The following is a 24,010-nucleotide window of genomic DNA, read 5'->3' as shown; positions in this document are numbered from 1 at the left end:
AACGCTCACATTGCAGGGAGAGGGCGACCGGGGGACATGCTCGTCGATGACGCGTCCGCGGAGTTCCACGACTTCTTCGAACGCCACTACGCCGAACTCGCCCGTCTCGCCCATCTCCTGACCGGCGAGACGGACGCGGCCGACGACCTCGCCGCGGACGCCCTGGTCGCCCTGTGGCAACGCTGGGACCGGCTCCGCGCGGCCGACCACCCGCTGGCCTACGCCCGCGGGGTGGTCGCCAACATGGCCCGGGAGCGGATCCGCAGCGCGGTCCGCGAGCGCCGGCGGGTCCTGCTGTTCTGGTCGCGCACCCCGGAGAGGACTTCGGGGCCCGACGTCGCGGCCGTACTGGACGTCCGCGCGGCACTCGCCCGGCTGCCGTTCCGCAAGCGGGCGTGCGTGGTCATGCGACACGCCTTCGACCTCTCGGAGAAGGACACCGCGGCAGCGCTGGGCATATCGGTCGGTACGGTGAAGAGCCAGACCTCGAAGGCCATGGCCGAGTTGGCACAGCTGCTCGGTGCACGAGCGGTCGGCGAACTGACGACAGGAAGGAGGAACCGGTGAACGAGCACATCTCCCGGCAGCTGCGCGAGGCGGCCGGGGCCCACCAGCCCGACCGCGCGAGGATGCTGGCCCGAGTGCAGCGCGGCGCAGCCGGTCCCGCCCCCCGTCACCGCACCCGGTCGGGCCTGAGGTCCTGGCCCAGGGCCGCGATCGCCGGGCTGGCCGCGGCCGGCATCCTGGCCACCGGCGGTCTCGCCGTGGCGGGGATCACCCAGGCGCCGCCACCGTCGGAAGCCACGACCGCTCCGGCGTCCCCCTCTCCCGTGGTCACGCCGAGTCCGACCCGGCCGGCTCCCCCGCCCACCACCGCTCCGGCCCCGGCCGCCGTCACGCCGACGGGCCCGCGTCCGACCCCCTCGGCCGGCTCCCGGCCCCAGAACGGTCCGCTGTGGTCGGCGGGATCGATCGGCTCGCACGGCAACCCGTACTGGAGCGAGAGCCACCTCGTCCTCAGGACCAGCCAGCCGCTCACCTCGCTCACCGTGGAACTGCGCGTCGCGCAGACCGGCGGCGTGCGGGACACCGGCAACTGGCGGACCCTGCCGCCCGACGACTTCACCGTCACCGTCCAGGAGTCCGGGGGTGCGCTGGTCTACCGCTGGGTCCTCAAGCCGGGCCGCACCGTACCGCCCGGAGAGCACGAGTTCGCCGGTCAGTACAACCACGCCGCCGGCGTCCGTGCGGCCACCGGCGACGGCTACCGCGTCGAGGCCCAGTCGACGGCGGGCCCCGCCACCGTCTGGGGCGGCTTCACCCCGGCGGGCTGACGGCCGGGGCCCGGCCGGAACCGGTGGTCCGCGGTCGGCCCCACCGGGCGCCGGTCCACGGGCCGGAAACGGAGCGGGCGCCCGCTCGTCGGAGCGGGCGCCCTGCACCGGCCGGGCCCTGACCGAGCCGGCGGACCGGCTCGGTCGGGGCCCGTCACACGGGCCGTCGGATCAGACGGCGGCCAGCCCCTTCTCGGCGGCGGGGGTTTCCGGAGCCTCCGCGGCGGCACTCTTCCGCATCCCCTTGAGCAGGACGACCACCGCCGTGGTGACCACCGTGCCCGCCACGACCGCGAGCAGGTAGAGGAACGGGCTGCCGATCAGCGGAAGCACCCAGATCCCGCCGTGCGGGGCCCGCAGGGTGGAGCCGAAGGCCATCACCAGTCCGCCGGCCGTCATGCTGCCGACGATGCTCGCCGGGATGACCCGCAGCGGGTCCGCCGCCGCGAACGGGATCGCGCCTTCGGTGATGAACGAGGCTCCGAGCACCCAGGCCGCCTTGCCGTTCTCCCGCTCCTCGGCGGTGAACAGCCCGCGCCGGACGGCGGTGGCCAGGGCCATGCCCAGCGGCGGGGTCATACCGGCGGCCATCACGGCGGCCATCACCTTCAGGCTGCCGGCGTCCGGAGTGGTGCCCGCGGTGGTGAGCGCACCGGCCGCGAAGGTGTAGGCGACCTTGTTGAGCGGACCGCCCATGTCGAAGGCCATCATCGCGCCGAGCAGCACGCCGAGCAGGATCGCGTTGGAGCCGGAGAGGCCGTTCAGCCAGTCGGTCAGGCCGTTCATCGCCGAGGCGATGGGCGAGCCGACCACCACGAACATCAGGAAGCCGACCACCGCCACCGACACCAGCGGGATCACCACGACCGGCATGATGCCCTTGACCGCGCGCGGCACGTTCCAGCGGATCATCCACAGCACCAGGAAGCCCGCGGCCAGTCCTGACACGATGCCGCCCAGGAAGCCGGCGCCGACCGCCACCGAGACGGCGCCGCCCGCGATGCCGGCGGCCAGTGCCGCCCGGTCCGCGATCGCCCAGGCGATGTACCCGGAGAGGATCGGGACGAGGAAGCCGAAGGAGGCCTTGCCGGTCTGGAACAGCATCGCCGCCCAGCTGTGCGAGGAGGTCCAGTCGAAGTGGCCCAGCACGGACGGCGCGGAGGCGATCTGGTAGCCGCCGACGGCGAAGGCGAGGGCGATCAGCAGACCACCGGCCGCGACGAAGGGGATCATGTAACTGACGCCCGTCATCAGGTACTTGCGCAGCCGCTGGGCCCAGTGCTCGCCCGTCGCCGTGCGCGGCGGAACCGGTGCGGCGGCGGGACGCGTGCCCCCGCCGTACTCGGCGACCAGCCCGGCGGCCTGGGCGATCAGGTCGTCGGCGCGGTTGACGGCCGCCTTCACCCCCACGTCCACGGTCGGCTTGCCGGCGAAACGGGCACGGTCCCGGACCTCGACGTCATGGGCCAGGATCACCGCGTCGGCGGCCGCGATCACCTCGGGCGCGAGCACCGTCGTCCCGGCCGACCCCTGGGTCTCGACCTCGATCCGCGCACCCGCCCGGGCGGCGGCCAGTTCGAGGGCCTTGGCGGCCATGTAGGTGTGGGCGATGCCGGTCGGGCAGGAGGTCACGGCGACCAGCCGCAGCTCGCCGTGCGAAGCGGCCGCCTGCGAAGCCGGGGCCGAGACCGGAGCCGGCGCCGGGGCGGAGACCGGGGCCGCTTCCGGAGCGCCGGCCGGCACCTCCTCGCCGTTGATCAGGGCCGCGACCGCGCCCGGGCTACCGGCCTCACGGAGCGCGCCGGTGAAGGCGGGGTCCATCAGTCGGCGGGCCAGTGCGGCGAGGATCTGCAGGTGGCTGTCGTCCGCGCCGGCTGGCGCCGCGATCATGAAGACCAGGTCGGCCGGCTGGCCGTCCGGGGCGTCGAAGTCCACGCCCCTGGTGCTGCGGCCGAAGGCCAGGCTCGGCCGGGTGACATGTGCCGATCTGCAGTGCGGGATGCCGATCCCGTCCCCCATCCCGGTCGGAGCCTGGGCCTCGCGGGCGGCCACGTCGGCGAGGAAGCCGTCGAGGTCGGTCACCCGGCCCTCCGCGACCAGCCGCTGGGCGAGGGAGCGGAGGGCTTCGCCCTTGTCCGCCGGGGCGAGGTGGAGGTCAACGAGTGCGGGTGTGATCAGTCCGCTGGTGTCGCTCATCGTGTCGGTCCTTCAACTGGTGCCTGACAGTCTTCCCTTGCCCCCGGGAATGGTCGCCGTTCCGTCCCACACGGTCGGGCGTGCAGCCTCCGCCTGGAGGCCGTTCTCAACCGCGAAGCGGTCGTTCGAGCGGGATGTCCGCCGTCACGACCACGGCGGCCGGGTCCAGATCGGCCGGGGTCGGCATGACGCTCCCCGGCAGTTGCACGGCGGCGGCGCCGTGCGCCAGTGCCGCCGTCAGTGCCTCGGGGCCGGTGCCACCGGCTCCGAGGAAGCCCGCGAGCGAGGCGTCGCCCGCTCCCACGTCGCTGCGCACGACGGCGACCGGGGCGCTGCCGTACCAGCTGCCCTCCTCGGCGATCAGCAGCATCCCGTCCGCGCCGAGGCTGGCCAGGACCTGCTGGGCACCGCGCTTGCGAAGTTCCCCGGCCGCGTCCACGGCGTCGCCGACGGTGGTGACCTGGCGGCCCACCGCCTCGGAGAGTTCCTCCCGGTTGGGCTTGACCACGTCGGGACGGGCCGAGAGCGCGGCGAGCAGCGCGGGGCCGGAGGTGTCCAGGGCGATCCGGGCGCCGCCCGAGTGCACCTGGGCCACCAGCTCGGCGTACCACTCGGGCGCCAGGCCGCGCGGGAGGCTGCCGCAGCAGGCCAGCCAGTCGACGCCGTTCCCGGTGTCCCGACCGATCTGCTGGGTGTCGCGGACGAGCGCCAGCAGCGCCGCCGACTCGGCGGGGCTGAGTTCGGGGCCCACGGCGTTGATCTTCGTGAGGCTGCCGCCGTCCTCGGCGATCGAGACGTTGATCCTGGTGTCGCCCGCGATCGCGACGGCCGCCACGTCGATGCCCTGGCGGCGCAGCAGGTCGGAGAGCAACCCGCCGGAGAGGCCGCCCAGCGGCAGGACGGCCGTGGTGCGGTGGCCCGCGGCGGTCAGCGCCCGGGAGACGTTGACGCCCTTGCCGCCGGGGTCGAGCCGGTCGTGCGCGGCCCGGTTGACCTCGCCCGGGGTGAGCGCCGGCAGCTCGTAGGTGCGATCGAGACTGGGGTTCGGGGTGATGGTGACGATCATGCGCGGATGACTTCCGGTCCGTGGTTCTCGATCTCTGCGGTCTGTTCGTCGGTCAGTCCAGTGTCCGTGACCAGCACGTCGACCTGGTCCAGCGAGCCGAACCGGGCGAAATGGCGGGCGCCGTACTTGGAGGAATCGGCCACCAGGACCACTCGGCGTGCCCCGGCGAGCATCGCCCTCTTGACGGCGGCCTCGGCGAGGTCCGGCGTCGACAGGCCGCCCTCCGGGGAGAAGCCGTTGGTCGCGACCACCGCGACGTCCGCGTGGACGTCGGCCAGGTCGCGCAGCGCCCAGGCGTCGACGGCCGCCTGGGTGCGGTGGCGCAGCCGCCCGCCGACGAGGTGCAGGGCGAGCCCTGGGTGGTCGGCCAGCCGGGCCGCGACCGGCAGGGCGTTGGTGACGACGGTGAGGGCGCAGTCCACGGGCAGCAGGCCGGCCAGGCGGGAGACGGTCGTCCCGGCGTCGAGGATCACGCTGCCCTCTCGGGGCAGCAGGTCCAGGGCCGCCCTGGCGATGCGCTCCTTCTCGGCCGCGGCGGTGGAGTCCCGTTCGGCCAGGCCGGGTTCCAGGTGCAGTGCGCCGACGGGCAGTGCCCCGCCGTGCACCCGGTGCAGCAGGCCTGCCCGGTCCAAGGCGCTCAGGTCACGCCGGATGGTCTCCTGCGTGACGCCGAAGTCCTCGGCCAGCGTCGGCACGTCCACCCTGCCCCGCTCCTGGGCGAGGCGGAGGATCTGTTGCTGCCGCTCCGGTGCATACATGTGGGATCGGGTCCGTTTCATGTCTGTTTACGCCTGATGAAGCCCGACCATACGCGCTTCGGGCCAAAAAGCAAGAGGTCGTTCCGCCTCTCGCCCGATTCATCGAATGCGCCCGAATGTGTTGACACCTGCGCGTAATCGGGCGTAGAACCAACCGAAACAACGCTCTGACGGGCGTGAAACCACAGGATGCCCGGTCTCCGCGACTGCCCCCGTACCGCGGGGACCAGGCACCCGGCCACGGTGGCCCCGCTTCACCACCCTCCGCGCGGGCCACCGGGTCCGTCGTCCCGCCGACCCGGTTCCCACCCGGGCCGGCGATCGTCTCCTCCCTCCACCACGTCCACTCCGTCTCGCCCAAGGACTCCCATGCACTCGATCCGGATCACCGTCGGCTCCAGCAGCGGTCTGCACGCCCGCCCGGCATCCCTGTTCGTCCAGGCCGCCGCCCGCCAGCAGGCCAAGGTCACCCTCGGCCGCCCCGGCCAGGCCCCCGTCGACGCCCGCAGTCTGCTGTCCGTCCTCGCCCTGGCCGCCCGGTGCGGCGAGACCCTGGAGCTCACCGCCTCCGGCGACGGGGCCGAGGAGGCGCTCAAGGCGCTCGCCGACCTGCTCTCCGCCGACCTCGACGCCGCGGCGTGAGCGACCTGATGCGCGGGATCGGCGTCGGCACCGGCAGTGCGGCAGGCCCGGTCGCCCGGATGGCACCCGTCCCGTCGCTGCCCGCGCCGAGGACCGTCGCCGATCCGGCGGCCGAGGCGGCGGCGGTCCGCGCCGCCCTCGGTGCGGTCGTCACAGACCTGGAGGAGCGCGCCGCCCGTGCGAGCGGCACCGGCTCCCAGGTGCTCTCGGCCCTGACGATGATGGCCGCCGACCCCGCGCTCGCCGACCGGGCCGCCGGGCTCGCCGAGCAGGGCACCGACGGCGCCCACGCGCTCGCCACCGCCTTCGACGGCTTCCGCGCCGCGCTGGTCGCCGCCGGCGGCTACTTCGCGGAACGCGCCCCCGACCTGGACGACCTGCGCGACCGCGCGGTGGCCCACCTGCTCGGTCTGCCCGTGCCGGGCCTGCCCGACCCGGGGCACCCGTACGTCCTGGTCGCCGACGACCTGGCGCCCGCCGACACCGCACTGCTCGACCCCGCCCGGGTGCTGGCCCTCGTCACCGTTCGCGGCGGACCGACCAGCCACACGGCCATCCTCGCCAAGGCCCTCGGCGTGCCCGCCGTGGTCGGCTGCACCGGCGCCACGGAGCTGGAGGACGGACGGCAGGTCCTGGTGCACGGCGCGGACGGCGTGATCGAGCCCGACCCGAGTCCGGAAGCGGTCGAGCGGGCCGCCGCGCACGAGCACCGGCGCCGCGAGCTGCTGGCCGGGTTCCAGGGGCCCGGCCGCACCGCGGACGGCCACCCGGTCGCTCTGCTGGTCAATCTGGGCGCGCCGCACGAACTGGCCGGCGCGGCCGGCGCCGACGCCGAGGGGGTGGGCCTGTTCCGTACCGAGTTCCTCTTCCTGGACCGTGCCGAGGCTCCGGGCCTCGCCGAACAGGCCGCCGCCTACCGGAAGGTCTTCGCGGCGTTCGCCGGCCGCCGGGTGGTCGTGCGCACGCTGGACGCGGGCGCCGACAAGCCGCTGCCCTTCGTCCACTCCGCCGACGAGCAGAACCCCGCGCTGGGCGTGCGCGGTCTGCGGACGGCCGCACGCGATCCGCAGCTCCTGGAGACCCAGCTCGCCGCGATCGCCGAGGCCGCCCGGGACAGCACCGCGCAGGTATGGGTCATGGCTCCGATGGTGTCCGTCCCGCGTGAGGCCGCCGAGTTCGCCGCCCGGGTCCGCGCGCACGGCCTGCCGATGGCCGGTGCCATGATCGAGGTCCCGGCGGCCGCCCTGCGCGCCGACCGGCTGGCCGCCTCCTGCGACTTCTTCAGCGTCGGCACCAACGACCTGGCCCAGTACGCCTTCGCGGCCGACCGTACGCTCGGCGGCCTCGCCGAGTTCCTCGACCCGTGGCAGCCCGCGCTGCTCGAACTGGTCGCCGCCGCGGCGCGATCGGCGGCCGGGCACGGTCGTCCGATCGGCGTCTGCGGCGAGGCCGCCGCCGACCCGGCACTCGCCCTGGTGCTGGTCGGTCTCGGGATCACCAGCCTGTCCGCCGCACCCGCCTCCCTCCCCGGGCTGCGGGCCGCGCTGGCCACCCACACCCTCGCAGAGTGCCGGGAACTCGCCGGGCTGGCCCTGCTCGCCGACGACGCCGCCACCGCGCGCGCCGAGGTCGTGTCGCGCGTGTCGCAACGCTGAGGCGTCGTCGTCCACCGGCACGAGCAACGCGCCGCCGCACCGGACCCCGGTGCGGCGGCGCGTTGTCGGTCTCCTTCGCGGTCCGTCAGACCGCGGGAGCGCCGCGGCCCGCGATCACTTCGGGCCGCAGCAGGGCGGCGAGGCGCTCCGCCGGCAGCAGCCCCTTCTCCAGCACGAGTTCGGCCACGCCTCGGCCGCTGGCGAGGGCCTCCTTGGCGATGTCGGTGGCGGCCGTGTACCCGATGTGCGGGTTGAGGGCGGTGACGAGGCCGATGGAGTTCTCGACGGTCGCGCGCAGCACCTCGGTGTTGGCGGTGATGCCGACGACGCAGCGCTCGGCGAGGGTGAGGCAGGCGGCGCGCAGGTGGGTGATCGACTCCGACAGCGAGTGCAGGATGATCGGCTCGAAGGCGTTGAGCTGGAGCTGGCCCGCCTCGGCGGCCATGGTGATCGCGACGTCGTTGCCGATCACCTCGAAGGCGACCTGGTTGACGACCTCGGGGATCACCGGGTTGACCTTGCCGGGCATGATGCTCGAACCGGCCTGCACCGGCGGCAGGTTGATCTCGCCCAGGCCGGCCCGCGGCCCCGAGGAGAGCAGTCGAAGGTCGTTGCAGGTCTTCGACAGCTTGACGGCGATGCGCTTGAGCACGCCGGACATCTGGACGAACGCGCCGCAGTCCTGGGTGGCCTCGACCAGGTTGGCGGCGGTGACCAGGGGCAGCCCGCAGATGTCCGCGAGGTGGCGGCGGGCGGCCTCGGCGTATCCGGCCGGAGCGTTGAGGCCGGTGCCGATCGCGGTCGCGCCGAGGTTGATCTCGTGGATCAGCTCGACGGCCTCCGAGAGCCGGCTGCGGTCCTCGTCCAGCATGACCGCGAAAGCCGAGAACTCCTGACCGAGGGTCATCGGCACGGCGTCCTGCAGCTGCGTGCGGCCCATCTTCAGGATGTCCCGGAACTCGACGGACTTGCGGGCGAAGGCGTCCTGGAGGACGGCCATCGCGTCGAGCAGGCCACGCACCGCGTAGGCGGTGGCGATCCGGACGGCGGTCGGGTAGACGTCGTTGGTGGACTGGCCGAGGTTGACGTCCTCGTTGGGGTGCAGGTGCGGGTACTCGCCCTTGGCGTGTCCCAGCAGCTCCAGCCCCCGGTTGGCGACGACCTCGTTGGCGTTCATGTTGGTCGAGGTGCCGGCGCCGCCCTGGATGACGTCGACGACGAACTGGTCGTGCAGCTTTCCGCCGCGTATCTCCCGGCACGCGGCGACGATCGCGGCGGCCTTCCGGGGCTCCAGCAGGCCGAGCTCCTCGTTGGCGAGGGCGGCGGCCTCCTTGACGGCGGCGAGGGCGTCGATCAGGTGCGGGTAGGCGGAGATGGGCGTGCCGGTGATGGGGAAGTTCTCGGTGGCACGCAGGGTGTGGACGCCCCAGTAGGCGCCGGCGGGGACGTCGCGGTCGCCCAGCAGGTCGTGTTCGCTCCGGGTGGCGGTCGTCATCGTGTGCGGGTCCTCTTCCTGAGGTGGGGTGGTCACGGGTCGGGGGTCGGTCACGCGGAACGGGTGAGAGCGTGCGGGGCCAGTGCCGGTACCGGCCGTACGCTGCCGACGCGCCGGCCGCCGCCCGCTGTCGCCTCGCCGGCGCAGTCCACCAGCAGGCGGGGATCGACGCCCGCCAGCGCCAGGGCGGCCGCCGCCACCGGGATCCGTGCCCGGTTCGCCCCGTCCGCGATCTTCACCGCGATGGCGCGGCCGTCCGGCAGCGCGGCGATCTGGACGCCCTCGAAACCGTCCTTGGCCAGCAGTCCCGGTACCGCGCGCATCAGCGCGGCCGTGTCGCGTCCGGTCCCCGACGCCATCTCCGGGTGACCGCGCAGCGCGTCCGCGACCCTGAACTCGGGAGTGCCCGGCGGCGCCGTCGCGATGCGGGCCGCGGCACGGGCCATGCCGTGCAGGGAGACGGCGAACAGCGGGGTGCCGCAGCCGTCCACGCTGACGTGGGCGGCGCGCTGGCCGGTGAGCTCCTCGACGACCTCGGCCACCGCGGTCTGGAGCGGGTGCGCGGGGTCGAGGTACGTCGCCAGGGGCCAGCCGTTGAGCCGGCAGAGGTAGAGCATCGCGGCGTGCTTGCCGGAGCAGTTCTGGGCGAGGCGGGAGGGCGGACGCCCACCCTGTACCCAGGTGTCCCGCACCGCCGGGTCGTACGGGAGGTCCGGGACGTTGCGCAGGTGGTCCTCGCCGAGACCGGCCAGTTCGAGGATCCGGCGGGTGCCCGCGAGATGGCGCTCCTCGCCGGAGTGGCTGCCCATCGCGAGGGAGAGGAGTTCGCCGTCGAGCGGCAGCCCGGCGCGCACCATGGCGACGGCCTGGAGCGGCTTGAGGGCGGACCGTGGGTAACAGGCGACCTCGGTGTCGCCGAGCCGGAAGCGGACCGCTCCGTCGCCGTCGAGGACGACGACGGAGCCGTGGTGGACTCCCTCGATCACGCCGCCACGGGTGACGTGGGCCACGGGGACGTGCCGGGGCTCGCGGATCGCGGGTGCGTCCGCGGGGGAACTTCTGTGCATCACTGCCTCGATCGGTGGTGGGTCACTGCCGGTTCGTCGGCCGGGCGGCGGCCCCCGACAGCGGCGGGATCGTCTCCGCGTCGGGGGCCGCCGCCCGGTGTCAGTCGTCGGACCCGGCGGCCGCGCGCCCGGCGCGGCCCCGGATCGCGTACCAGCCGGCGACCAGCGCGGCGGCGATCAGCGGTACGCACAGGACGGTGGTACGGCCGGCACCGCCGTCGGCGTACATCAGGACCAGGACGGTGACCAGGAAGGCCAGCGTCACGAGTTCCGTCCAGGGCGAGCCGGGCAGCCGGTAGCCGGGGCGGGTCAGTTCGCCGGCCCGGGTCTTCCGCCAGAAGAAGAGGTGGCAGATCATGATCATGCCCCAGGTGGCGAGGATGCCGATCGCCGCGAGGTTGAGCACGATCTCGAACGCGTCGGCGGGCACCACGAAGTTGAGGCCCACGCCGAGAACGCACATGCCGCTGGTGAGCAGGATGCCGCCGTAGGGCACCTGGGTGCGGCTCATCCGGGCGGTGAAGCGCGGGGCCGAGCCGTTGACGGCCATGGAGCGAAGGATGCGGCCGGTGGAGTAGAGACCGGAGTTGAGCGAGGACATCGCCGCGGTGAGGACCACCAGGTTCATCACGCTGCCGGCCGCCGGCACGCCGATGTGGGAGAGCACGGTCACGAACGGGCTCTGGCCGCCGGTGTACCTGTTCCACGGCATCAGCATCGACAGCAGGAGCACCGAGCCGACGTAGAACAGGCCCACCCGCCACATGATCGAGTTGATCGCCTTCGGCATGATCTTCTCGGGGTTCTCCGTCTCGCCCGCGGTGACGCCGACCAGTTCGACGGAGGCGTAGGCGAAGACGACGCCCTGGATGATCAGCAGCATCGGCAGCAGACCGTTGGGGAAGACGCCGCCGTTGTCGACGATCAGGGAGGGACCGGGCACGGTGCCGTCCACCGGGTGCCGGGTGACCAGGAGAACGATGGCGATGCCCATGAAGACGACCAGCGCGCTCACCTTGACGATGGCGAACCAGAACTCCAGTTCACCGAAGATCCGCACCGAGATGAGGTTCACGGTGAGGACGAGCGCCAGGGCCACGAGCGCGATCACCCACTGCGGGACGTCCGAGAACAGGTGCCAGTAGTGGGTGTACGTGGCGACCGCGGTGATGTCGGCGATACCGGTGGTCGCCCAGTTGAGGAAGTACATCCAGCCCGCGGTGTACGCCCCCTTCTCGCCCAGGAACTCCCGGGCGTACGAGACGAAGGCTCCGGATGACGGCCGGTACAGGACGAGTTCACCGAGCGCTCTCACGACGAGGAACGCGAAGACGCCGCAGACGGCGTAGGCCACGAACAGGGAGGGCCCCGCCTGGGCGAGACGGCCCCCCGCGCCGAGGAACAGGCCGGTGCCGATGGCACCGCCGATGGCGATCATGTTGACGTGCCGGGGTTTCAAGGACTTGCTGTAGCCGGTGTCCCCGGCGTCGACGTGACGGGTGGAGGGGCGCTTCTCGTCTTTGAGGAAATGCTCGCTCACGCCTCGGGTCTGCCTTCTGTCGGTGTGTTCGCGCGCTGGGGGCGCACGATGTCGGTGAGGGTCGCCTCGACCCGGCTCAGGTGGTGGGACATGGCTTCCACCGCGTCCGGCTCGGAGCCGTCGGCCAGGGCTTCGACGATCGCCCGGTGCTCGCAGTTGGACTGCTCGCGTCGATCGCCCAGTTCGTTGAGGAAGGCCGACTGACGCGCCAGTGCGTCGCGGATCTCCTCGATGACCTTGCGGAAGACCGGGTTGCGGGAGGCTTCGGCCACTGCCAGGTGGAAGACGGTGTCGAGTGCGACCCACGCCGTGGTGTCGGTCTCCCGCTCCATCCGGTCGAGCAGGTGGGCCAGGTGGTCCAGGTCCTCCGGGGTGCGGCGCAGAGCCGCGTACCCCGCGACCGGGATCTCGACGTGCCGGCGCACCTCCAGGAGGTCGCTGGCGGCGTAGTCGCCGAAGGTGGGGTCCTCGACCGTGTTCGCCACGACGAAGGTGCCCTTCCCGGTCTTGGAGACGGTCAGTCCCATGGTCTGGAGCGCCCTGAGCGCCTCCCGCAGCACGGGCCGGCTGACCTCCAGGGTGCGGCAGAGCTCCGCTTCGGAGGGGAGCTTGTCCCCCACCACGTACTCGCCTCGCTCGATGGCACCGCGGAGATGGCCGAACACCGCTTCCATCGCGCTCACGCGCCGGGGCATCGGCCTGGCTGTCTGGCTGTCTGACAGGTTCACGGGCTGATCCTGGGGGATCCGTGCGATGATGTCAAGGCCCTCGGCTCGACGGCTCAACCCCCTTGGACTGTCCTAGAGTTCGCACGGCCCGCCGGGAAGCACGGCCCAGGCGGGCGCTCGCGGCAGAGAGGGGCCTGCGCACAGCACTTCCTTCCAGGGCTGGGTCCGATGTCAACGGCCGTCTCCTGCGTCGCCCGCCCGGCCACGCGTTCGGGCGGGCGGGCGACGCAGGAGGGGGTGCACGGCGCTGCGGCACACGGAGGCAACCGCGGGGCGAGGCGATCGGCCACTGCGCGGAGGCGTTGGCTTGCACATCCGGGCCGCAAGCAAGAATCCTGCTGCCGTTCACCTTCAAGTACAAGAAAAGACGTCTTCGCGACAGTTAAGTGAGCGTTAACTCCATGCAGAGACTGGACCCCCGTCTGCTCGCCACCCTCGAAGCCGTGGTCCGCCACGGATCCTTCAACTCCGCCGCACGCGAGCTGGGTTACAGCCCACCCGCCGTCTCGCAGCAGATCGCCGAACTCGAACGCCGCACGGGTCTCAGAGTGCTGGAGCGCCGGCCCGTGCGGCCCACCCCGGCCGGCGAGGTCCTGCTCGACGCCGAGCAGGGGGTCAGGAGCGCCCTGGCGGCGGCGTCCGTCGAACTCGACGCCATGCGCGCCGGCACGGCCGGACGGATCCGGCTCGCCGCCTTCGCCTCCGCAGCCACCAGCATCGTCCCGAAGGCGCTGGCACAGCTGCACACGACGTACCCGGACGTTCAGGTCAGCCTCTCCCAGCTTGAGCCCGAAGCGGGCTACAGCCGCCTCAAGCGCGGAGACATGGACCTGACCCTCAGCTACGACTACGACTTCATACCCCAGCCGCCGCCCCGGACGCTGCGCCGGACGCTGATCGCGCGGGATCCGGTCGTCGCGGTGGTCCCGACCGGCCACCACCTCGCCGACCGGGACGTCATCGACCTGGCCAGCCTGGCGTCCGAGACCTGGATCGCGGCTCCGGAAGCGGCGCTGCGCCTGGAACTGCTCGCCCAGATCGCCAAGACGCCGGGGTTCCGGGCGCGACTGGAGTACGAGGGGGACGACTTCAACACCGTGCTGGGCTTCGTGGCCGCGGGCCTGTGCGTCGCCGTCATGCCGCAGCTGGCGCTCCCCCGCGGCACCACCCGGGTCGTGGCGCGCCCGTTGGCGGAGCCGGAGTTGACGCGTTTCATCTACGCCGTCCGCATCGACACCCGGCACGCCCCGCACGCCCTGCTGGCCCTGGAGCAGATGCTCGCCGCGCAGGCACTGGCCGCGCTCTCCTGAGGCGTACGCGACGAACCGGACGTCGCCGGACACCCCGCCCGCCGGGAGGGGCCGCCGCGGACACCCCTCCCGCCGGGGCCTCCGCGGGCGGGCCCTCCCGCGGGGGCCCTACTCCGGCCGGTCGCCCCGGTCCCCCGTGAGCCGTTCACGCCACTCGGCCACGGCCATCGGGGACATCGTGGCCAGGCCGGCTATCTCCTCGTCGTCCCGCCCGTCGGTCCAGCTGAGGACCCGGGTGAGGACGGTGTTGCGCACGCGCCGGAGTTCCGTGACCATCTCCTCCAGCCGCTTCAGCTCCTCCCCGGTGGCGGCGAGCGTCTCGTCGACCGCCGTCCTCTCCTCGGCCCGCTGTTGCCACAGATAGGCCGGCAATCCGGTGAGGACCACACCGTCGTCGTCCGCGGCACCGCGGAACGTCTCGGCGAGGTGGCCGAGCACGCAGTCCGGGGCGTCGGCAAGACTCGCGCCCACGACCTTGGCGGCCTCCCAGGCGGTGCGCCCGGCGTCGGTGGTCCGGAGCCAGATCCGGGCCTCGACCGGCGTGCGGTCGCCGCAGGCGGCCGCACGGTAGGCGTACAGCGCCGCGCGGTGGCCGTAGAACGTGTAGCCCTCCTCGATGTGAACGTGCGCCGGAGCGCACATCCGCCCCGGAACTCCGCCGTAACCGGACACCGGTTCGTAGGCGGCGTAGGCGTCGAGCTCCGCGTCGGTGGCCGTCGACCAGGACGGATCGCACAGCTCCGGATTCCGGGCGAGGAACTCCGCCACCTCGACCCGCGTGCCGGGGACCCGGCTCGTACGAGGGTCGGCCCAGACCACCGCGCCCGTCGCGTCGGAGCTGTGCTCGCAGGCCCGTTCGAGATCGGACCAGGCCGTGGCGGCCTCGGCGGACCACTCCAGGTCGCCGGCCGGACCCACCCGGTGCAGGGAGTCGATCACCCGCTGGACCGTGGGCAGTACCCGTTCGGACAGCTCATGGAGCTCCGCGGCCGTGAAGAACCGCCAGGTGCACCGGCCCTGGCCGTCGCCGGCACGGTGGTTGAACGGGTGGACGAGGACGGCGGGCGAGGGCAGGGCCCCGTCCCCGGCCTCGGCCCGCCGATGTCCCGGGAGTTCCGCGGAGGGATCCTCCGACGGCGCCCGCCAGTCGGTGTCCCCGAACCACACGGCGCCGGTGGCGAGGTCGACGGCCAGCCACTGCTGGTAGCGGTTTCCCGGGCCGAACCGTTCCTGCTGGTGCTCGGCCCGCCGGTCGTGCCACACGTATTCCGCCGGGGGCGGGCTGAGCTGGACGGCGACGAAACCGTCTTGGGGTGTGTACCCGACGACGACATGTGCGGTCGGTTCGGTGTGCTCGGTCCCGGACATGCGGCTCCCTCCGTGCCGGACCGTGGCGGATCCGCCACTGTGCGCACTGAGCCTGCCTCGCCGAAGCTGTCCGATCAAATCCGATCAGTTGTGGACTTGTCCCTCCTCGGGAGTCCGTACACGAGCGGAACCGAAGCGGCAGATGACGGAGACGATCAGGGAACCCCGCCACCCTCAACCAGTGAACAACGGGCGAACGACGACTTGACACCACGTCATCGACGGCCCAGGATCGGCCCGTGAGCCTGTCAGACAGCAGGACAGGTGGTGCGGGTCCGGCACCGCCGCCGGCGGCCGCCGCACGCGGACCCGGGGCCGTCGCGCCGGGATCGGCCCCGAAGGACAGGACTCGCCCGGCTTCCCGCTCCACGACGGCGTGGAGGACCGCACGCCTGGGGTCGGCGGCCGGGTAGGACGCGCGGCCGACCGGCAAGGCCCCGACGAGGCTCATGCGTGCCGCCGTCGGCCGACTCGCCCAGGCCCCTCGGGGGTGCGGGCCCGACGCCCCCCGGCCCCGTCGGCCCCGCGCCCGGTCTCGCACCGTGCCCCTCCCGGGCGCAGGCTGGGAGGAGCAGCCTTGCGTCCGGTGGACGGCGGGAGTCGGTGATGGACACGACGGGACTGGCGCCGGGTGGGACCGGCGCGTGGGTGGTGGCGCACCCCGGCCCGGTGGGCGGCGCGGGCCCGGGGCCCTTGGAGTGGGAGCGGCGGCAGGTCCCCGAGCCGGAGCCCGGGGAGATCCTGGTGGAGGTGGAGGCGTGCGGGGTCTGCCGCACCGACCTGCACCTGGCGGAGGGGGACCTCTCCCCCAGGGTGCCCAGGTGCACGCCCGGGCACGAGGTAGTCGGACGCGTACGGGCGGTGGGCTCCGCGGTCGGGGACTTCACGACCGGCGACCGCGCCGGGATCGCCTGGCTGGCCCGGACCTGCGGCGCCTGCGCGTACTGCCGGAACGGGCGGGAGAACCTCTGCCCGCAGTCGCACTACACCGGGTGGGACCGGCACGGCGGCTACGCCGACCACGCGACCGCCGACGCCCGCTTCGCCTACCGGCTGCCCGAGGGCCCACCCGCCGAGGAACTCGCCCCGCTGCTGTGCGCCGGGATCATCGGCTACCGCGCGCTGGAGCGGGCCGACCTGCCGCCCGGCGGCCTCCTGGGCATCTACGGCTTCGGCGCCTCCGCCCACCTCACCGCCCAGATCGCCCTGGCCCGGGGCGCCCGGGTCGCCGTGTTCACCCGGGGTGCGGCGGCCCGCCGGCTGGCCCTGGAGCTGGGCGCGGCCTTCGCCGGCGACTCGTACGACCCCGCACCGGAACCGCTGGACGCCGCCATCCTCTTCGCCCCGGCCGGCGAACTGGTGCCGGTCGCCCTGAGCGCGCTGGACCGCGGCGCCACCCTCGCCGTCGCCGGCATCCACCTCAGCGACGTACCCCCGCTCGACTACCAGCGCCACCTCTTCCAGGAACGCACGCTGCGCAGCGTCACCGCCAACACCCGGGACGACGGCCGCGCCTTCCTGGCGGAAGCCGCCCGGACCCGCCCGGAGGTGCGGGTCAACCGCTACCCGCTACGGCAGGCCGACACCGCGCTCGCCGACCTCGCCGCGGACCGGGTGACCGGCGTCGCGGTGCTGCTGCCGCGCTAGCCGGCCGGCCCCTGCGGGTCGGCAGGCGGCGGCGTCACCCCGTGCCGATCCGGCGGCCGGCGATCTCACTCGGGCTGACGCGGACCCACAGCGGGCGGGCGCCGCCCGCCCACGGCGTGGCGCCGGGCAGGGCGGAGAGCCGCCGCTCCTCCTCCGGGTCGTCGATGCGGTGGGCCTCGCCGAGGATGAGGACGCTCCAGCCCTGGCTGCGGTGGTCGTCGATGTGGTCGACCTGGAAGGAGGCGGGAGAGCCCTCGGCGGGGGCGGCGGCGCCCCGGGGGGAGGTCCGGTAGACGATCGTCCGGGCGTCGACCGCGTAGTTCACCGGGAGCACGACCGGTGCCGCGCGCCCGGGCAGGCCGATCCGGCCGACACCGCGGGTGCCGAGCAGTTCCCAGCACTGGGGTCCGGTCAGGTGGAGCAGGAGCGGGCGCGGGCCGGCACCGGCCTGTCCCGGCGGGGCGTCGGGGCGCCGGCCGGTCAGCAGCTCCGGCCAGGTCGTGCCGAGGGCGGTGGCGATCCGGAGGAACGCCTCCTCGTCGAACTCCGGCCCGTTGCGCAGGAGTTGCCGAAGGTAGGCCGGCGACATGTGGGTCCGGTACGCCAGCATCCCTTCGCTCAGGCCGAGTTGGTCGCAGCGCTGGGCGATCCGGCGGGCGATGGCGTCGGGTTCGGTGTGTTCGGTCATGGTTGCGGCTCCTGCGCGCGGGAGGTCACGTCCGGAAGAGCGCGACCTTGAGGGCTCCGGTGTCGGCCGCGCCGGCGAAGACGTCGTACGCGTCCTGCATCTCGTCGAGCCCGAAGCGGTGGGTGACCAGTCCGCCGACCTCCAGCCGGCCCGCGGCCAGCAGGTCGAGCAGCAGCGGGGTGCTGTCGGTGTCGACCAGCCCGGTGGTGACGGTGACGTCGCGGATCCAGAGGTCCTCCAGGTGGAGCACCGCCGGCTTGCCGTGCACGCCCACGTTGGCGACCCGGCCGCCGGGGCGGACCAGACGGGTGCACAGCTCGAAGGACTCGGGCACGCCGACCGCCTCGATCGCGACGTCCACGCCGAGCCCGTCCCGGCTCAGTTCGCGCACGGCCTCCGGGGTGGCCTCGTCCACCGTCAGCGTGGCATCGGCGCCGAAGCGCCCGGCGGCGTCGAGGCGGCTCCGCGCGAGGTCGACGGCGACGATCCGGGACGGGCTGTACAGGCGTGCGGTGAGGATCGCGGCGAGCCCGATCGGCCCGGCGCCGACGATCGCGACCGTGTCGCCGGGGCCGACCCGGCCGTTGCGCACCCCGACCTCGTACGAGGTGGGCAGGATGTCGGCGAGCAGCAGGGCGTCCTCGTCGCTGACGCCCTCGGGCAGCTTGTGGAGGGAGGTGTCCGCGAAGGGGGTGCGGACGTGCTCGGCCTGGCAGCCGTCGATCAGGTGGCCGAGGATCCAGCCGCCACCGCCGGTGCACTGGCCGTAGCTCGCGCCGCGGCAGTAGGCGCAGCGGCCGCACGCGGAGATGCAGGAGACCAGGACGCGGTCGCCGGCCGCGACCGTACGGACGCCCGGGCCCGTCCGGGTGACGGTGCCGACGGCCTCGTGCCCGAGGACGCGGCCCTGCTCCACCTCGGCGACGTCACCCTTGAGGATGTGCAGGTCGGTACCGCAGATGGTCACCGCGTCGACGCGGACGACGGCGTCCTCCGGGTCGCGGACGACCGGGTCGGGGACGTCGCCCCAGGTACGGCGGCCGGGTCCGTGGTAGGTGAGCGCCTTCATGCCCTGAACACTCCTCTCGGGGCGGCGGAGCCGGGCCGGTTCCTCTCACACTTCCAGCGTCCGCCGCCGGTGCGCCGTCGGCAGGGGCCCGGTAGGCTCCGGCCGGTGGGCCGATGGGCCCCTTCGGTGTCCGGCGGAGCACGGCTCGCACGTCTACGCTGGTCAGTGGCAGGGGGCGAGCGTGGAGGATTCCTTGGCCAGCGCACCGGAGAGTTCGGCCCCTGTGCCGAAGCTGCGCCTGGACGAGCTCCTGGAGGAGCTCCAGGCACGGCTGGACACGGCCCGGGGCACGCGCGACCGTGTGCACAGCCTGCTGGAGGCGGTGCTGTCGGTCGGGCGCGACCTGGAGCTGTCCCAGGCCCTCCAGCACATCGTGGAGGCGGCGGTCACCCTGGTGGACGCCGAGTACGGCGCCCTGGGAGTGATCGGCGAGGGCCAACGGCTGTCCCAGTTCATCCCGGTCGGCATCGAGGACGACCGGGTCAAGCTGATCGGCGACCTGCCCTCCGGTCACGGCATCCTGGGCGAGCTGATCCGCCATCCCGAGCCGCTGCGCCTGACCCGGATCTCGGACCATCCGTCCTCGTACGGCTTCCCGTCGAACCACCCTCCGATGAACAGCTTCCTGGGGGTGCCGATCCGGATCAGGGACAAGGTGTTCGGCAACCTGTACCTGACCGAGAAGCGCGGCGGCGGCGACTTCGACGAGGAGGACGAGTCGGTGCTCGCCACGCTCGCCGTCGCCGCCGGGGTCGCGATCGACAACGCCCGGCTCTACGACCGGGCCAGACGGCGTCAGCGCTGGCTGGAGGCGAGTGCGGAGGTCACCAGCGCCCTGCTCTCGGGCAGCGCCGAGGAGGAGGTGCTGGACCTGCTGCTCTCCCGGGCCACCGAGATCGCCGGCGCGGACCTCGCGGTCGTCGCCGTGCCGCTGCCGGACACCGGGGAGCTGGAAGTGCGGATCGCCGTCGGGCTCGGTGCGGAGCAGCACCGCGGTCTGGTGCTCTCGGTCGAGGGCTCGTTCATGGGTGCGGCCTTCCGCACCGGTGGCCTGGTGGTGAGTCCGGACGTCCAGAAGGACCCGCGGATCACCGCCGGAACGCCGCGCTGGCAGGGCCTGGGCCCGGCGGTGGCGGTGCCCGTCGGCACGGCCGAGCGCGGGGTCCGCGGCGTGCTGCTGTTGGCCAGGGCGGCCGGCGCGCCGCTGTTCGAGGAGGGGGAGTCCGGGCCGCTGCTGGGCTTCGCCGGTCAGGCGGCGGTGGCGATGGAGCTCGCGGAGCGCCGCCGGGACTCCGAGCAGGTGGCGCTGCTCAAGGAGCGCGACCGGATCGCCCGCGACCTGCACGACCTGGCCATCCAGCGGCTGTTCGCCACAGGGATGACCCTCCAGGGCGCCACCCGCTTCATCGAGCACCCCGAGGCGACCGACCGCGTCCTGCGGGCGATCGACGACCTGGACGAGACGGCGAAGACCATCCGCGCCACCATCTTCGGCCTGCGGCTGCGGGAGTCCGGCCCGGCGGCGAGCGGCCTGCGCACCCGCCTCGTCGACGTCGTCGACCGGGCCGCCCGCTCCCTCGGCTTCACCCCCGCTCTGCGGATGACCGGCCTGCTGGACGCCACCGTGCCCGCCGAGATCGCGGACGCGGCCGTCGCGGTCCTGGAGGAGGCCCTCTCCAACGCCGCCCGTCACGCCCGGGCCCACGCCGTCGACGCCTCGGTCGCCGCCGAGGAGGACCTGAGCGTCACGGTCGTCGACGACGGCGTCGGCCTCCCCGAGGGCGGCCGCCGCAGCGGGCTCACCAACCTCGCCGACCGGGCCGCCGCCCTGGGCGGCACCTTCACCGCCCGCACCCGCCCGGCGGGTGGCACCGAACTGGTCTGGCGGGTTCCCCTGCCGGAGTCCTGAGGCCGCCCGGGACCGACCGGTCGCTACTCCTCGCGGTCCAGCACCTCCCCGGCCCTGAGGCGTGGCGTCGGGGCGCCCTCGGGGCCGTAGCCGAGGCGGATCAGCATCTGGACGTAGCCGGGGCCCCGGTGCGGGTCGCGGGCCTCCCAGCGCAGGTAGGGCCATTCCATGGCCTGGTGCAGCAGGGAGGCGCGGACACCGTGGACGGTGGCGGCGAGCAGGACGTGCTCCAGGGCGAGGCCGGCGCGCAGCCACTCCTCGGGGGTGTCGTGCTCGGTGGTCAGGACCGCGATGCGCGGCTCGTGCTCGAACGGGGCGGGAGCCTGGTGCTCGGCGGCGTGGAGGGCGGCGAAGTCCCGCATGGGCAGGTGGCCGGCCTGGTCCTGGGGGCCCAGCGCGCTGACCGGGATGCCGTACGGCGGGGCGTCCCCGGCGGTGCGGATCCAGCTGCGGCTCTCGGTGCGCTGGGCGTCGTCGGTGGTGTTGCGGCGCTCGGCCTCGGCGGTGAGGTGGAGCAGCCGGACGGTCTCCGCGTGGTCGGGCAGCTGGAGGGCGGTGCGCTCGGTGCGGGCGGCCGCGACCAGTTCGTCGAGGACGGCCGGGGGAACGGGCTCGCCGGTGAACGGTGTCCGGATGGAGTGCCGGCGCCAGATCGCCTCGTACAGCCGGTCGGTGCCCGGGACGGGCGCGGCGGCCGCGGCGTCCAGTCGGACGGCCGCGAACAGGTCGGGGTCGGCCGGGTCGGGCAGCAGCCGCACCTCGGGCGCCCATCCGAGGTGGCGGGCGGCGACCCGCAGGTTGAGCACGGCCGCGCCGACGGAGATGTGCAGCGCCCGGCCCTGGGGGTCGGCGGCCGTGACGGCGCGGCCGCGGTCGGCCCGGACCTCCAGGGTGGAGGTGGCCGGCTGGAGGTGGAAGCGCCAGGGCTGGCTGTTGTGGATCGAGGGTGCGGCGACGGAGGCGGAGACGAGCTTCTCCAGGCCGGCGGCGTCGAGGGCGAGGGCGGGCATGGCGGCCTCCCGGATCGGTGTCAGCCGGAGACGGACGGCTCGGCGCAGCGGCGCGAGGTGTCCTGGAGGAGCCGGGAGGTGTCCTGGAAGAGCGGCGGGCACGTGGTCACCGGGCCGAGGCCCCGCCCGTTCGTACCGTGGTCGTTCCAGTACCCCATCGCCGTCTGCTCGGTCATGACGGGTGGGTCACTTCCACCGTGCGGCCGGGTTCCGGCGGGGGGCTTGGGCCGTTCGGCTCCCTCTCCGGGCCCGGTCGGCTCAAACCCGGCGCGGGTGACGCGGTTCGGCAGGCTCCTCGGCGTGGGCGGCGAGGACGGCCGCCTGGAGGCGGCGTTCGACGCCCAGTTTGGCGAGCAGCCGGGAGACGTGGTTCTTCACGGTCTTCTCGGCGAGGTAGAGCTCCTGGCCGATCTGCCGGTTGGTCCTGCCCTCCCCCACCAGCACGAGGATCTCCCGCTCGCGCGGGGTGAGCCCGGCGAGTGCGGCGTCCGTCTCGCTCTCCTCGTGGTGGCGCAGGCTCTCCATCAGCTTGCGGGTGGTGGCGGGGTCGAGCATGGACTGGCCGGAGGCCACCGTGCGGACGGCGCTGACCAGTTCGACGCCCTTGACCTGCTTCAGGACGTAGCCGGCCGCGCCCGCCATGATCGCGTCGAGCAGGGCGTCGTCGTCGTCGAAGGAGGTCAGCATCAGGCAGACCAGGTCGGGCATCCGGTCGCGCAGGTCCCGGCAGACGCTCACGCCGTCCCCGTCGGGGAGCCGTACGTCCAGCACGGCGACGTCCGGGCGCAGCGCGGGCACCCGGGCGAGGGCCTGGGCGCAGGTGGCGGCCTCGCCGATGACCTCGATGTCCTCCTCGGCCTCCAGGAGGTCTCGGACGCCGCGGCGCACCACCTCGTGGTCGTCCAAGAGGAACACCCGTACGGGTTGGGGGGTGTCCATGGCCTGCTCCCTGGGACGCGCCGACGGTGACATCACCGATTCTGCGCGTTCGCGCCGCCGGGCGCACCGGGTCGGCCGCGCGGGACGACGGCGGCCGGGCACCGGGCCGGTCGGTCACCGCCAAGGCGACCGGGCCGGGGCGGTGCCCGGTGCGGCCGGGGACGGGCCGGTCGGCGGCGGGCAGCAGCACGGCTCGGGCCCCGTCAGGCCGCGGCGGCGAGCCTGAGTTCGACGCCGACCACGCCGGGCACGGAGCGCACCAGGCGCTCCAGGATGCCGGCGGAGACGGTGTCCGGCAGGCCGCCGGTCAGGGTGATCCGGCCGTTCTCGGAGCGGACGTCGGTGCCCAGCCCGGCTTCCGGGCCGAAGGTGGCGACGAGCTCGAAGCGGACCCGGTCCGCGAGTTCGCGGTCGTCGCCCAGGTAGACCTTCAGCAGGTCGCCCCGGCTGACGATGCCGACCAGGTAGTCCTCCTCGTCCACCACCGGGAGCCGCTTGAGGTGGCCCCGGGCCATCGCCCGGGCGGCCTCGTTGAGCGGGCTGCCGGGGTGCACGGTGACCGCCGGGACGGACATCATCCGCCCGGCCGTCAGGGCGTCGGCGCGCTCGCCGTCGCGGTCGCGGGCGGTGAGCAGATCGGCCTCGGAGACCACCCCGACCACCCGGCCGTCGCCGGTCAGCACGGGCACGGCGCTCACCCGCCAGCGCTGCAGGGTCTCGGCGACCTCCCGGAAGTCCGCGTGACGGCCGACGGCGACCACGGCGTGGGTCATCACGTCGGCGACGGTGCTCGGTGTGCTGGTCACGGCGGCCTCCTAAGACGTGGCGTGGTAGGCGCGGGGGTGCTCCAGGCGAGGTTCGGTGTCGTCCTCGGTCCAGTCGAGGCTGGCGTGCACCGCGACCACGCCGTCCACGGCGCGGCAGAGCTGCTCGGTGATCGGGATCAGACTGCGGCGCGGCAGCCGCCCGTTCAGCGTGACGACGCCCTCGTGCACGCCGACCCGCACGTCGCCGGGGGCGAGCCAGAGGGTCTGGCCGAGCACGTCGTGGTTGATCTCGTCCCGGATGGCCGCGTCGTGGCGCAGGAAGACCTCCAGCAGGTCGCGGCGGCTGACGATGCCGACCAGTCGGCCCACCTCGTCCACCACGGGCAGCCGCTTGACCCTGTGCTTGTCCATGGCACGGGCGGCCTCCGGCACCGACCAGCCCGGGCGGGCCGTGACGGCGGGGCTGGTCATCAGTCCGCCGGCGGTCTCCGCCTCGGCGCGGGCGCGGTCCCCGGCGTCGAGCCAGCGCCCGGGGGAGCGACCCTCCGGGTCGGGCAGGACGGCCTCCTTGCGGAGCAGATCGGCCTCGGACACCATGCCGAGCGGCCGTCCCTGGTCGTCGATCACCGGGATGGCGGTGATGTCGTTGCGGTGGAACAACGCCGCGACCTCCTTGAACGGTGTGTCGGGCCGGGCGGTGACGACCTCACGGGTCATCACGTCGCTGACGCTGCGGTGCTGCATCGTCCTCACTCCTCCTCGGGTGGTTCCGCCTCCACTGTCCGTCCGCCGGAAAGCGCCGGACAGGGCCGTACGGTCCCC

The 24,010-nt window shown here is 73.8% G+C and carries 22 protein-coding genes; 7 read left to right on the top strand and 15 right to left on the bottom strand.

The features are described from left to right. Positions 1–36: 36 nt before the first annotated feature. Together ACFV1W_RS12595 and ACFV1W_RS12590 are read left to right on the top strand one after the other, a co-directional pair. Complete coding sequence (locus ACFV1W_RS12595; protein WP_380415703.1) at positions 37–567, top strand: SigE family RNA polymerase sigma factor; 531 nt, start codon at positions 37–39, stop codon at positions 565–567. Further along, positions 564–1,334: a hypothetical protein gene (locus ACFV1W_RS12590; protein ID WP_380415701.1), complete on the top strand. Its 771-nt coding sequence runs from the start codon at positions 564–566 to the stop codon at positions 1,332–1,334. Before ACFV1W_RS12595 ends, ACFV1W_RS12590 begins: the two co-directional genes overlap by 4 nt. A 171-nt stretch (positions 1,335–1,505) precedes the next feature. Here ACFV1W_RS12590 and ACFV1W_RS12585 read toward each other — a convergent pair whose 3' ends face one another. The 3 genes from ACFV1W_RS12585 to ACFV1W_RS12575 form a co-directional block, all read right to left on the bottom strand. Continuing rightward, positions 1,506–3,530, bottom strand: a complete 2,025-nt coding sequence (locus tag ACFV1W_RS12585) for a fructose-specific PTS transporter subunit EIIC (protein ID WP_380415700.1) — start codon at positions 3,528–3,530, stop codon at positions 1,506–1,508. A gap of 106 nt (positions 3,531–3,636) precedes the next feature. Further along, complete coding sequence (gene pfkB, locus ACFV1W_RS12580; RefSeq protein ID WP_380415698.1) at positions 3,637–4,596, bottom strand: 1-phosphofructokinase; 960 nt, start codon at positions 4,594–4,596, stop codon at positions 3,637–3,639. Then, positions 4,593–5,354, bottom strand: a complete 762-nt coding sequence (locus ACFV1W_RS12575; protein ID WP_380415696.1) for a DeoR/GlpR family DNA-binding transcription regulator — start codon at positions 5,352–5,354, stop codon at positions 4,593–4,595. The genes pfkB and ACFV1W_RS12575 overlap by 4 nt, the downstream gene beginning before the upstream one ends. A 369-nt stretch (positions 5,355–5,723) precedes the next feature. Between ACFV1W_RS12575 and ACFV1W_RS12570 the strand changes: the two genes are divergently transcribed. Together ACFV1W_RS12570 and ACFV1W_RS12565 are read left to right on the top strand one after the other, a co-directional pair. Next, the gene (locus ACFV1W_RS12570; RefSeq protein WP_380415695.1) at positions 5,724–5,996 is read left to right on the top strand and encodes an HPr family phosphocarrier protein; all 273 of its coding nucleotides are present in this window, start codon (positions 5,724–5,726) and stop codon (positions 5,994–5,996) included. Between the two features lie 8 nt (positions 5,997–6,004). Further along, positions 6,005–7,651, top strand: coding sequence for a putative PEP-binding protein (locus ACFV1W_RS12565; protein ID WP_380415742.1), 1,647 nt, complete (start codon positions 6,005–6,007; stop codon positions 7,649–7,651). An 85-nt stretch (positions 7,652–7,736) separates the two neighbouring features. Here ACFV1W_RS12565 and aspA read toward each other — a convergent pair whose 3' ends face one another. The 4 genes from aspA to ACFV1W_RS12545 form a co-directional block, all read right to left on the bottom strand. Beyond that, the gene (aspA, locus tag ACFV1W_RS12560; protein WP_380415693.1) at positions 7,737–9,146 is read right to left on the bottom strand and encodes an aspartate ammonia-lyase; all 1,410 of its coding nucleotides are present in this window, start codon (positions 9,144–9,146) and stop codon (positions 7,737–7,739) included. A 50-nt stretch (positions 9,147–9,196) separates the two neighbouring features. Beyond that, positions 9,197–10,213, bottom strand: coding sequence for an asparaginase (locus ACFV1W_RS12555; protein ID WP_380415692.1), 1,017 nt, complete (start codon positions 10,211–10,213; stop codon positions 9,197–9,199). A gap of 100 nt (positions 10,214–10,313) precedes the next feature. Then, positions 10,314–11,753, bottom strand: a complete 1,440-nt coding sequence (locus ACFV1W_RS12550; protein ID WP_380415691.1) for an amino acid permease — start codon at positions 11,751–11,753, stop codon at positions 10,314–10,316. Continuing rightward, positions 11,750–12,427 carry a FadR/GntR family transcriptional regulator gene (locus tag ACFV1W_RS12545; RefSeq protein ID WP_380415740.1) on the bottom strand — a complete coding sequence of 226 codons (678 nt, stop codon included), beginning with the start codon at positions 12,425–12,427 and terminating at the stop codon, positions 11,750–11,752. The genes ACFV1W_RS12550 and ACFV1W_RS12545 overlap by 4 nt, the downstream gene beginning before the upstream one ends. A gap of 455 nt (positions 12,428–12,882) precedes the next feature. Here ACFV1W_RS12545 and ACFV1W_RS12540 point away from each other — a divergent pair, with 455 nt between their 5' ends. Next, positions 12,883–13,791: a LysR family transcriptional regulator gene (locus ACFV1W_RS12540; RefSeq protein WP_380415690.1), complete on the top strand. Its 909-nt coding sequence runs from the start codon at positions 12,883–12,885 to the stop codon at positions 13,789–13,791. A 108-nt stretch (positions 13,792–13,899) separates the two neighbouring features. Here ACFV1W_RS12540 and ACFV1W_RS12535 read toward each other — a convergent pair whose 3' ends face one another. Continuing rightward, a complete protein-coding gene (locus tag ACFV1W_RS12535) occupies positions 13,900–15,159 on the bottom strand; it encodes a hypothetical protein (protein WP_380415689.1) in 1,260 nt (419 codons plus the stop codon). A 606-nt stretch (positions 15,160–15,765) separates the two neighbouring features. Here ACFV1W_RS12535 and ACFV1W_RS12530 point away from each other — a divergent pair. Next, positions 15,766–16,806: a zinc-dependent alcohol dehydrogenase family protein gene (locus ACFV1W_RS12530; RefSeq protein WP_380415687.1), complete on the top strand. Its 1,041-nt coding sequence runs from the start codon at positions 15,766–15,768 to the stop codon at positions 16,804–16,806. Positions 16,807–16,840: 34 nt separating this feature from the next. Here ACFV1W_RS12530 and ACFV1W_RS12525 read toward each other — a convergent pair whose 3' ends face one another. Both ACFV1W_RS12525 and ACFV1W_RS12520 read right to left on the bottom strand, forming a co-directional pair. After that, positions 16,841–17,494 carry a helix-turn-helix domain-containing protein gene (locus ACFV1W_RS12525; RefSeq protein ID WP_380415686.1) on the bottom strand — a complete coding sequence of 218 codons (654 nt, stop codon included), beginning with the start codon at positions 17,492–17,494 and terminating at the stop codon, positions 16,841–16,843. Between the two features lie 25 nt (positions 17,495–17,519). Beyond that, a complete protein-coding gene (locus ACFV1W_RS12520; protein ID WP_380415685.1) occupies positions 17,520–18,563 on the bottom strand; it encodes a zinc-dependent alcohol dehydrogenase family protein in 1,044 nt (347 codons plus the stop codon). Positions 18,564–18,756: 193 nt separating this feature from the next. Here ACFV1W_RS12520 and ACFV1W_RS12515 point away from each other — a divergent pair, with 193 nt between their 5' ends. Further along, a complete protein-coding gene (locus ACFV1W_RS12515; protein ID WP_380415684.1) occupies positions 18,757–20,472 on the top strand; it encodes a GAF domain-containing protein in 1,716 nt (571 codons plus the stop codon). Positions 20,473–20,495: 23 nt separating this feature from the next. On the opposite strand, the gene ACFV1W_RS12510 is transcribed toward ACFV1W_RS12515, so the two are convergent. The 5 genes from ACFV1W_RS12510 to ACFV1W_RS12490 all read right to left on the bottom strand — a co-directional run bounded on the left by ACFV1W_RS12510 (position 20,496) and on the right by ACFV1W_RS12490 (position 23,932). Continuing rightward, a complete protein-coding gene (locus tag ACFV1W_RS12510) occupies positions 20,496–21,482 on the bottom strand; it encodes an Acg family FMN-binding oxidoreductase (RefSeq protein ID WP_380415683.1) in 987 nt (328 codons plus the stop codon). Positions 21,483–21,502: 20 nt separating this feature from the next. Next, a complete protein-coding gene (locus ACFV1W_RS12505) occupies positions 21,503–21,658 on the bottom strand; it encodes a hypothetical protein (RefSeq protein WP_380415681.1) in 156 nt (51 codons plus the stop codon). A gap of 82 nt (positions 21,659–21,740) precedes the next feature. Continuing rightward, a complete protein-coding gene (locus ACFV1W_RS12500) occupies positions 21,741–22,421 on the bottom strand; it encodes a response regulator (RefSeq protein ID WP_380415679.1) in 681 nt (226 codons plus the stop codon). Between the two features lie 203 nt (positions 22,422–22,624). Further along, positions 22,625–23,227 carry a CBS domain-containing protein gene (locus ACFV1W_RS12495; protein ID WP_380415677.1) on the bottom strand — a complete coding sequence of 201 codons (603 nt, stop codon included), beginning with the start codon at positions 23,225–23,227 and terminating at the stop codon, positions 22,625–22,627. Positions 23,228–23,236: 9 nt separating this feature from the next. Next, entirely contained in the window at positions 23,237–23,932 is a 696-nt protein-coding gene (locus tag ACFV1W_RS12490; protein WP_380415675.1) for a CBS domain-containing protein, read from the bottom strand. Between the last annotated feature and the right edge of the window lie 78 nt (positions 23,933–24,010).

The sequence above is a fragment of the Kitasatospora sp. NPDC059648 genome (genome assembly GCF_042734825.1).
Lineage (GTDB): Bacteria > Actinomycetota > Actinomycetes > Streptomycetales > Streptomycetaceae > Kitasatospora.
The sequence above is the reverse complement of the archived record's forward strand: the minus strand, read 5'-3'. Positions and strand labels throughout refer to the sequence as shown.

Excerpts from the sequence above, each read along its gene's own strand:
- ACFV1W_RS12500 (WP_380415679.1), bottom strand. The coding sequence starts at position 22,421 with ATGGACACCCCCCAACCCGTACGGGTGTTCCTCTTGGACGACCACGAG.
- ACFV1W_RS12490 (WP_380415675.1), bottom strand. The coding sequence starts at position 23,932 with ATGCAGCACCGCAGCGTCAGCGACGTGATGACCCGTGAGGTCGTCACC.
- ACFV1W_RS12570 (WP_380415695.1), top strand. The coding sequence starts at position 5,724 with ATGCACTCGATCCGGATCACCGTCGGCTCCAGCAGCGGTCTGCACGCC.
- ACFV1W_RS12540 (WP_380415690.1), top strand. The coding sequence starts at position 12,883 with ATGCAGAGACTGGACCCCCGTCTGCTCGCCACCCTCGAAGCCGTGGTC.
- ACFV1W_RS12555 (WP_380415692.1), bottom strand. The coding sequence starts at position 10,213 with ATGCACAGAAGTTCCCCCGCGGACGCACCCGCGATCCGCGAGCCCCGG.
- ACFV1W_RS12565 (WP_380415742.1), top strand. The coding sequence starts at position 6,005 with ATGCGCGGGATCGGCGTCGGCACCGGCAGTGCGGCAGGCCCGGTCGCC.
- ACFV1W_RS12505 (WP_380415681.1), bottom strand. The coding sequence starts at position 21,658 with ATGACCGAGCAGACGGCGATGGGGTACTGGAACGACCACGGTACGAAC.
- ACFV1W_RS12585 (WP_380415700.1), bottom strand. The coding sequence starts at position 3,530 with ATGAGCGACACCAGCGGACTGATCACACCCGCACTCGTTGACCTCCAC.
- ACFV1W_RS12525 (WP_380415686.1), bottom strand. The coding sequence starts at position 17,494 with ATGACCGAACACACCGAACCCGACGCCATCGCCCGCCGGATCGCCCAG.
- pfkB (WP_380415698.1), bottom strand. The coding sequence starts at position 4,596 with ATGATCGTCACCATCACCCCGAACCCCAGTCTCGATCGCACCTACGAG.
- ACFV1W_RS12520 (WP_380415685.1), bottom strand. The coding sequence starts at position 18,563 with ATGAAGGCGCTCACCTACCACGGACCCGGCCGCCGTACCTGGGGCGAC.
- ACFV1W_RS12595 (WP_380415703.1), top strand. The coding sequence starts at position 37 with ATGCTCGTCGATGACGCGTCCGCGGAGTTCCACGACTTCTTCGAACGC.
- ACFV1W_RS12530 (WP_380415687.1), top strand. The coding sequence starts at position 15,766 with ATGGACACGACGGGACTGGCGCCGGGTGGGACCGGCGCGTGGGTGGTG.
- ACFV1W_RS12535 (WP_380415689.1), bottom strand. The coding sequence starts at position 15,159 with ATGTCCGGGACCGAGCACACCGAACCGACCGCACATGTCGTCGTCGGG.
- ACFV1W_RS12510 (WP_380415683.1), bottom strand. The coding sequence starts at position 21,482 with ATGCCCGCCCTCGCCCTCGACGCCGCCGGCCTGGAGAAGCTCGTCTCC.
- ACFV1W_RS12575 (WP_380415696.1), bottom strand. The coding sequence starts at position 5,354 with ATGTATGCACCGGAGCGGCAGCAACAGATCCTCCGCCTCGCCCAGGAG.
- ACFV1W_RS12545 (WP_380415740.1), bottom strand. The coding sequence starts at position 12,427 with ATGGAAGCGGTGTTCGGCCATCTCCGCGGTGCCATCGAGCGAGGCGAG.
- aspA (WP_380415693.1), bottom strand. The coding sequence starts at position 9,146 with ATGACGACCGCCACCCGGAGCGAACACGACCTGCTGGGCGACCGCGAC.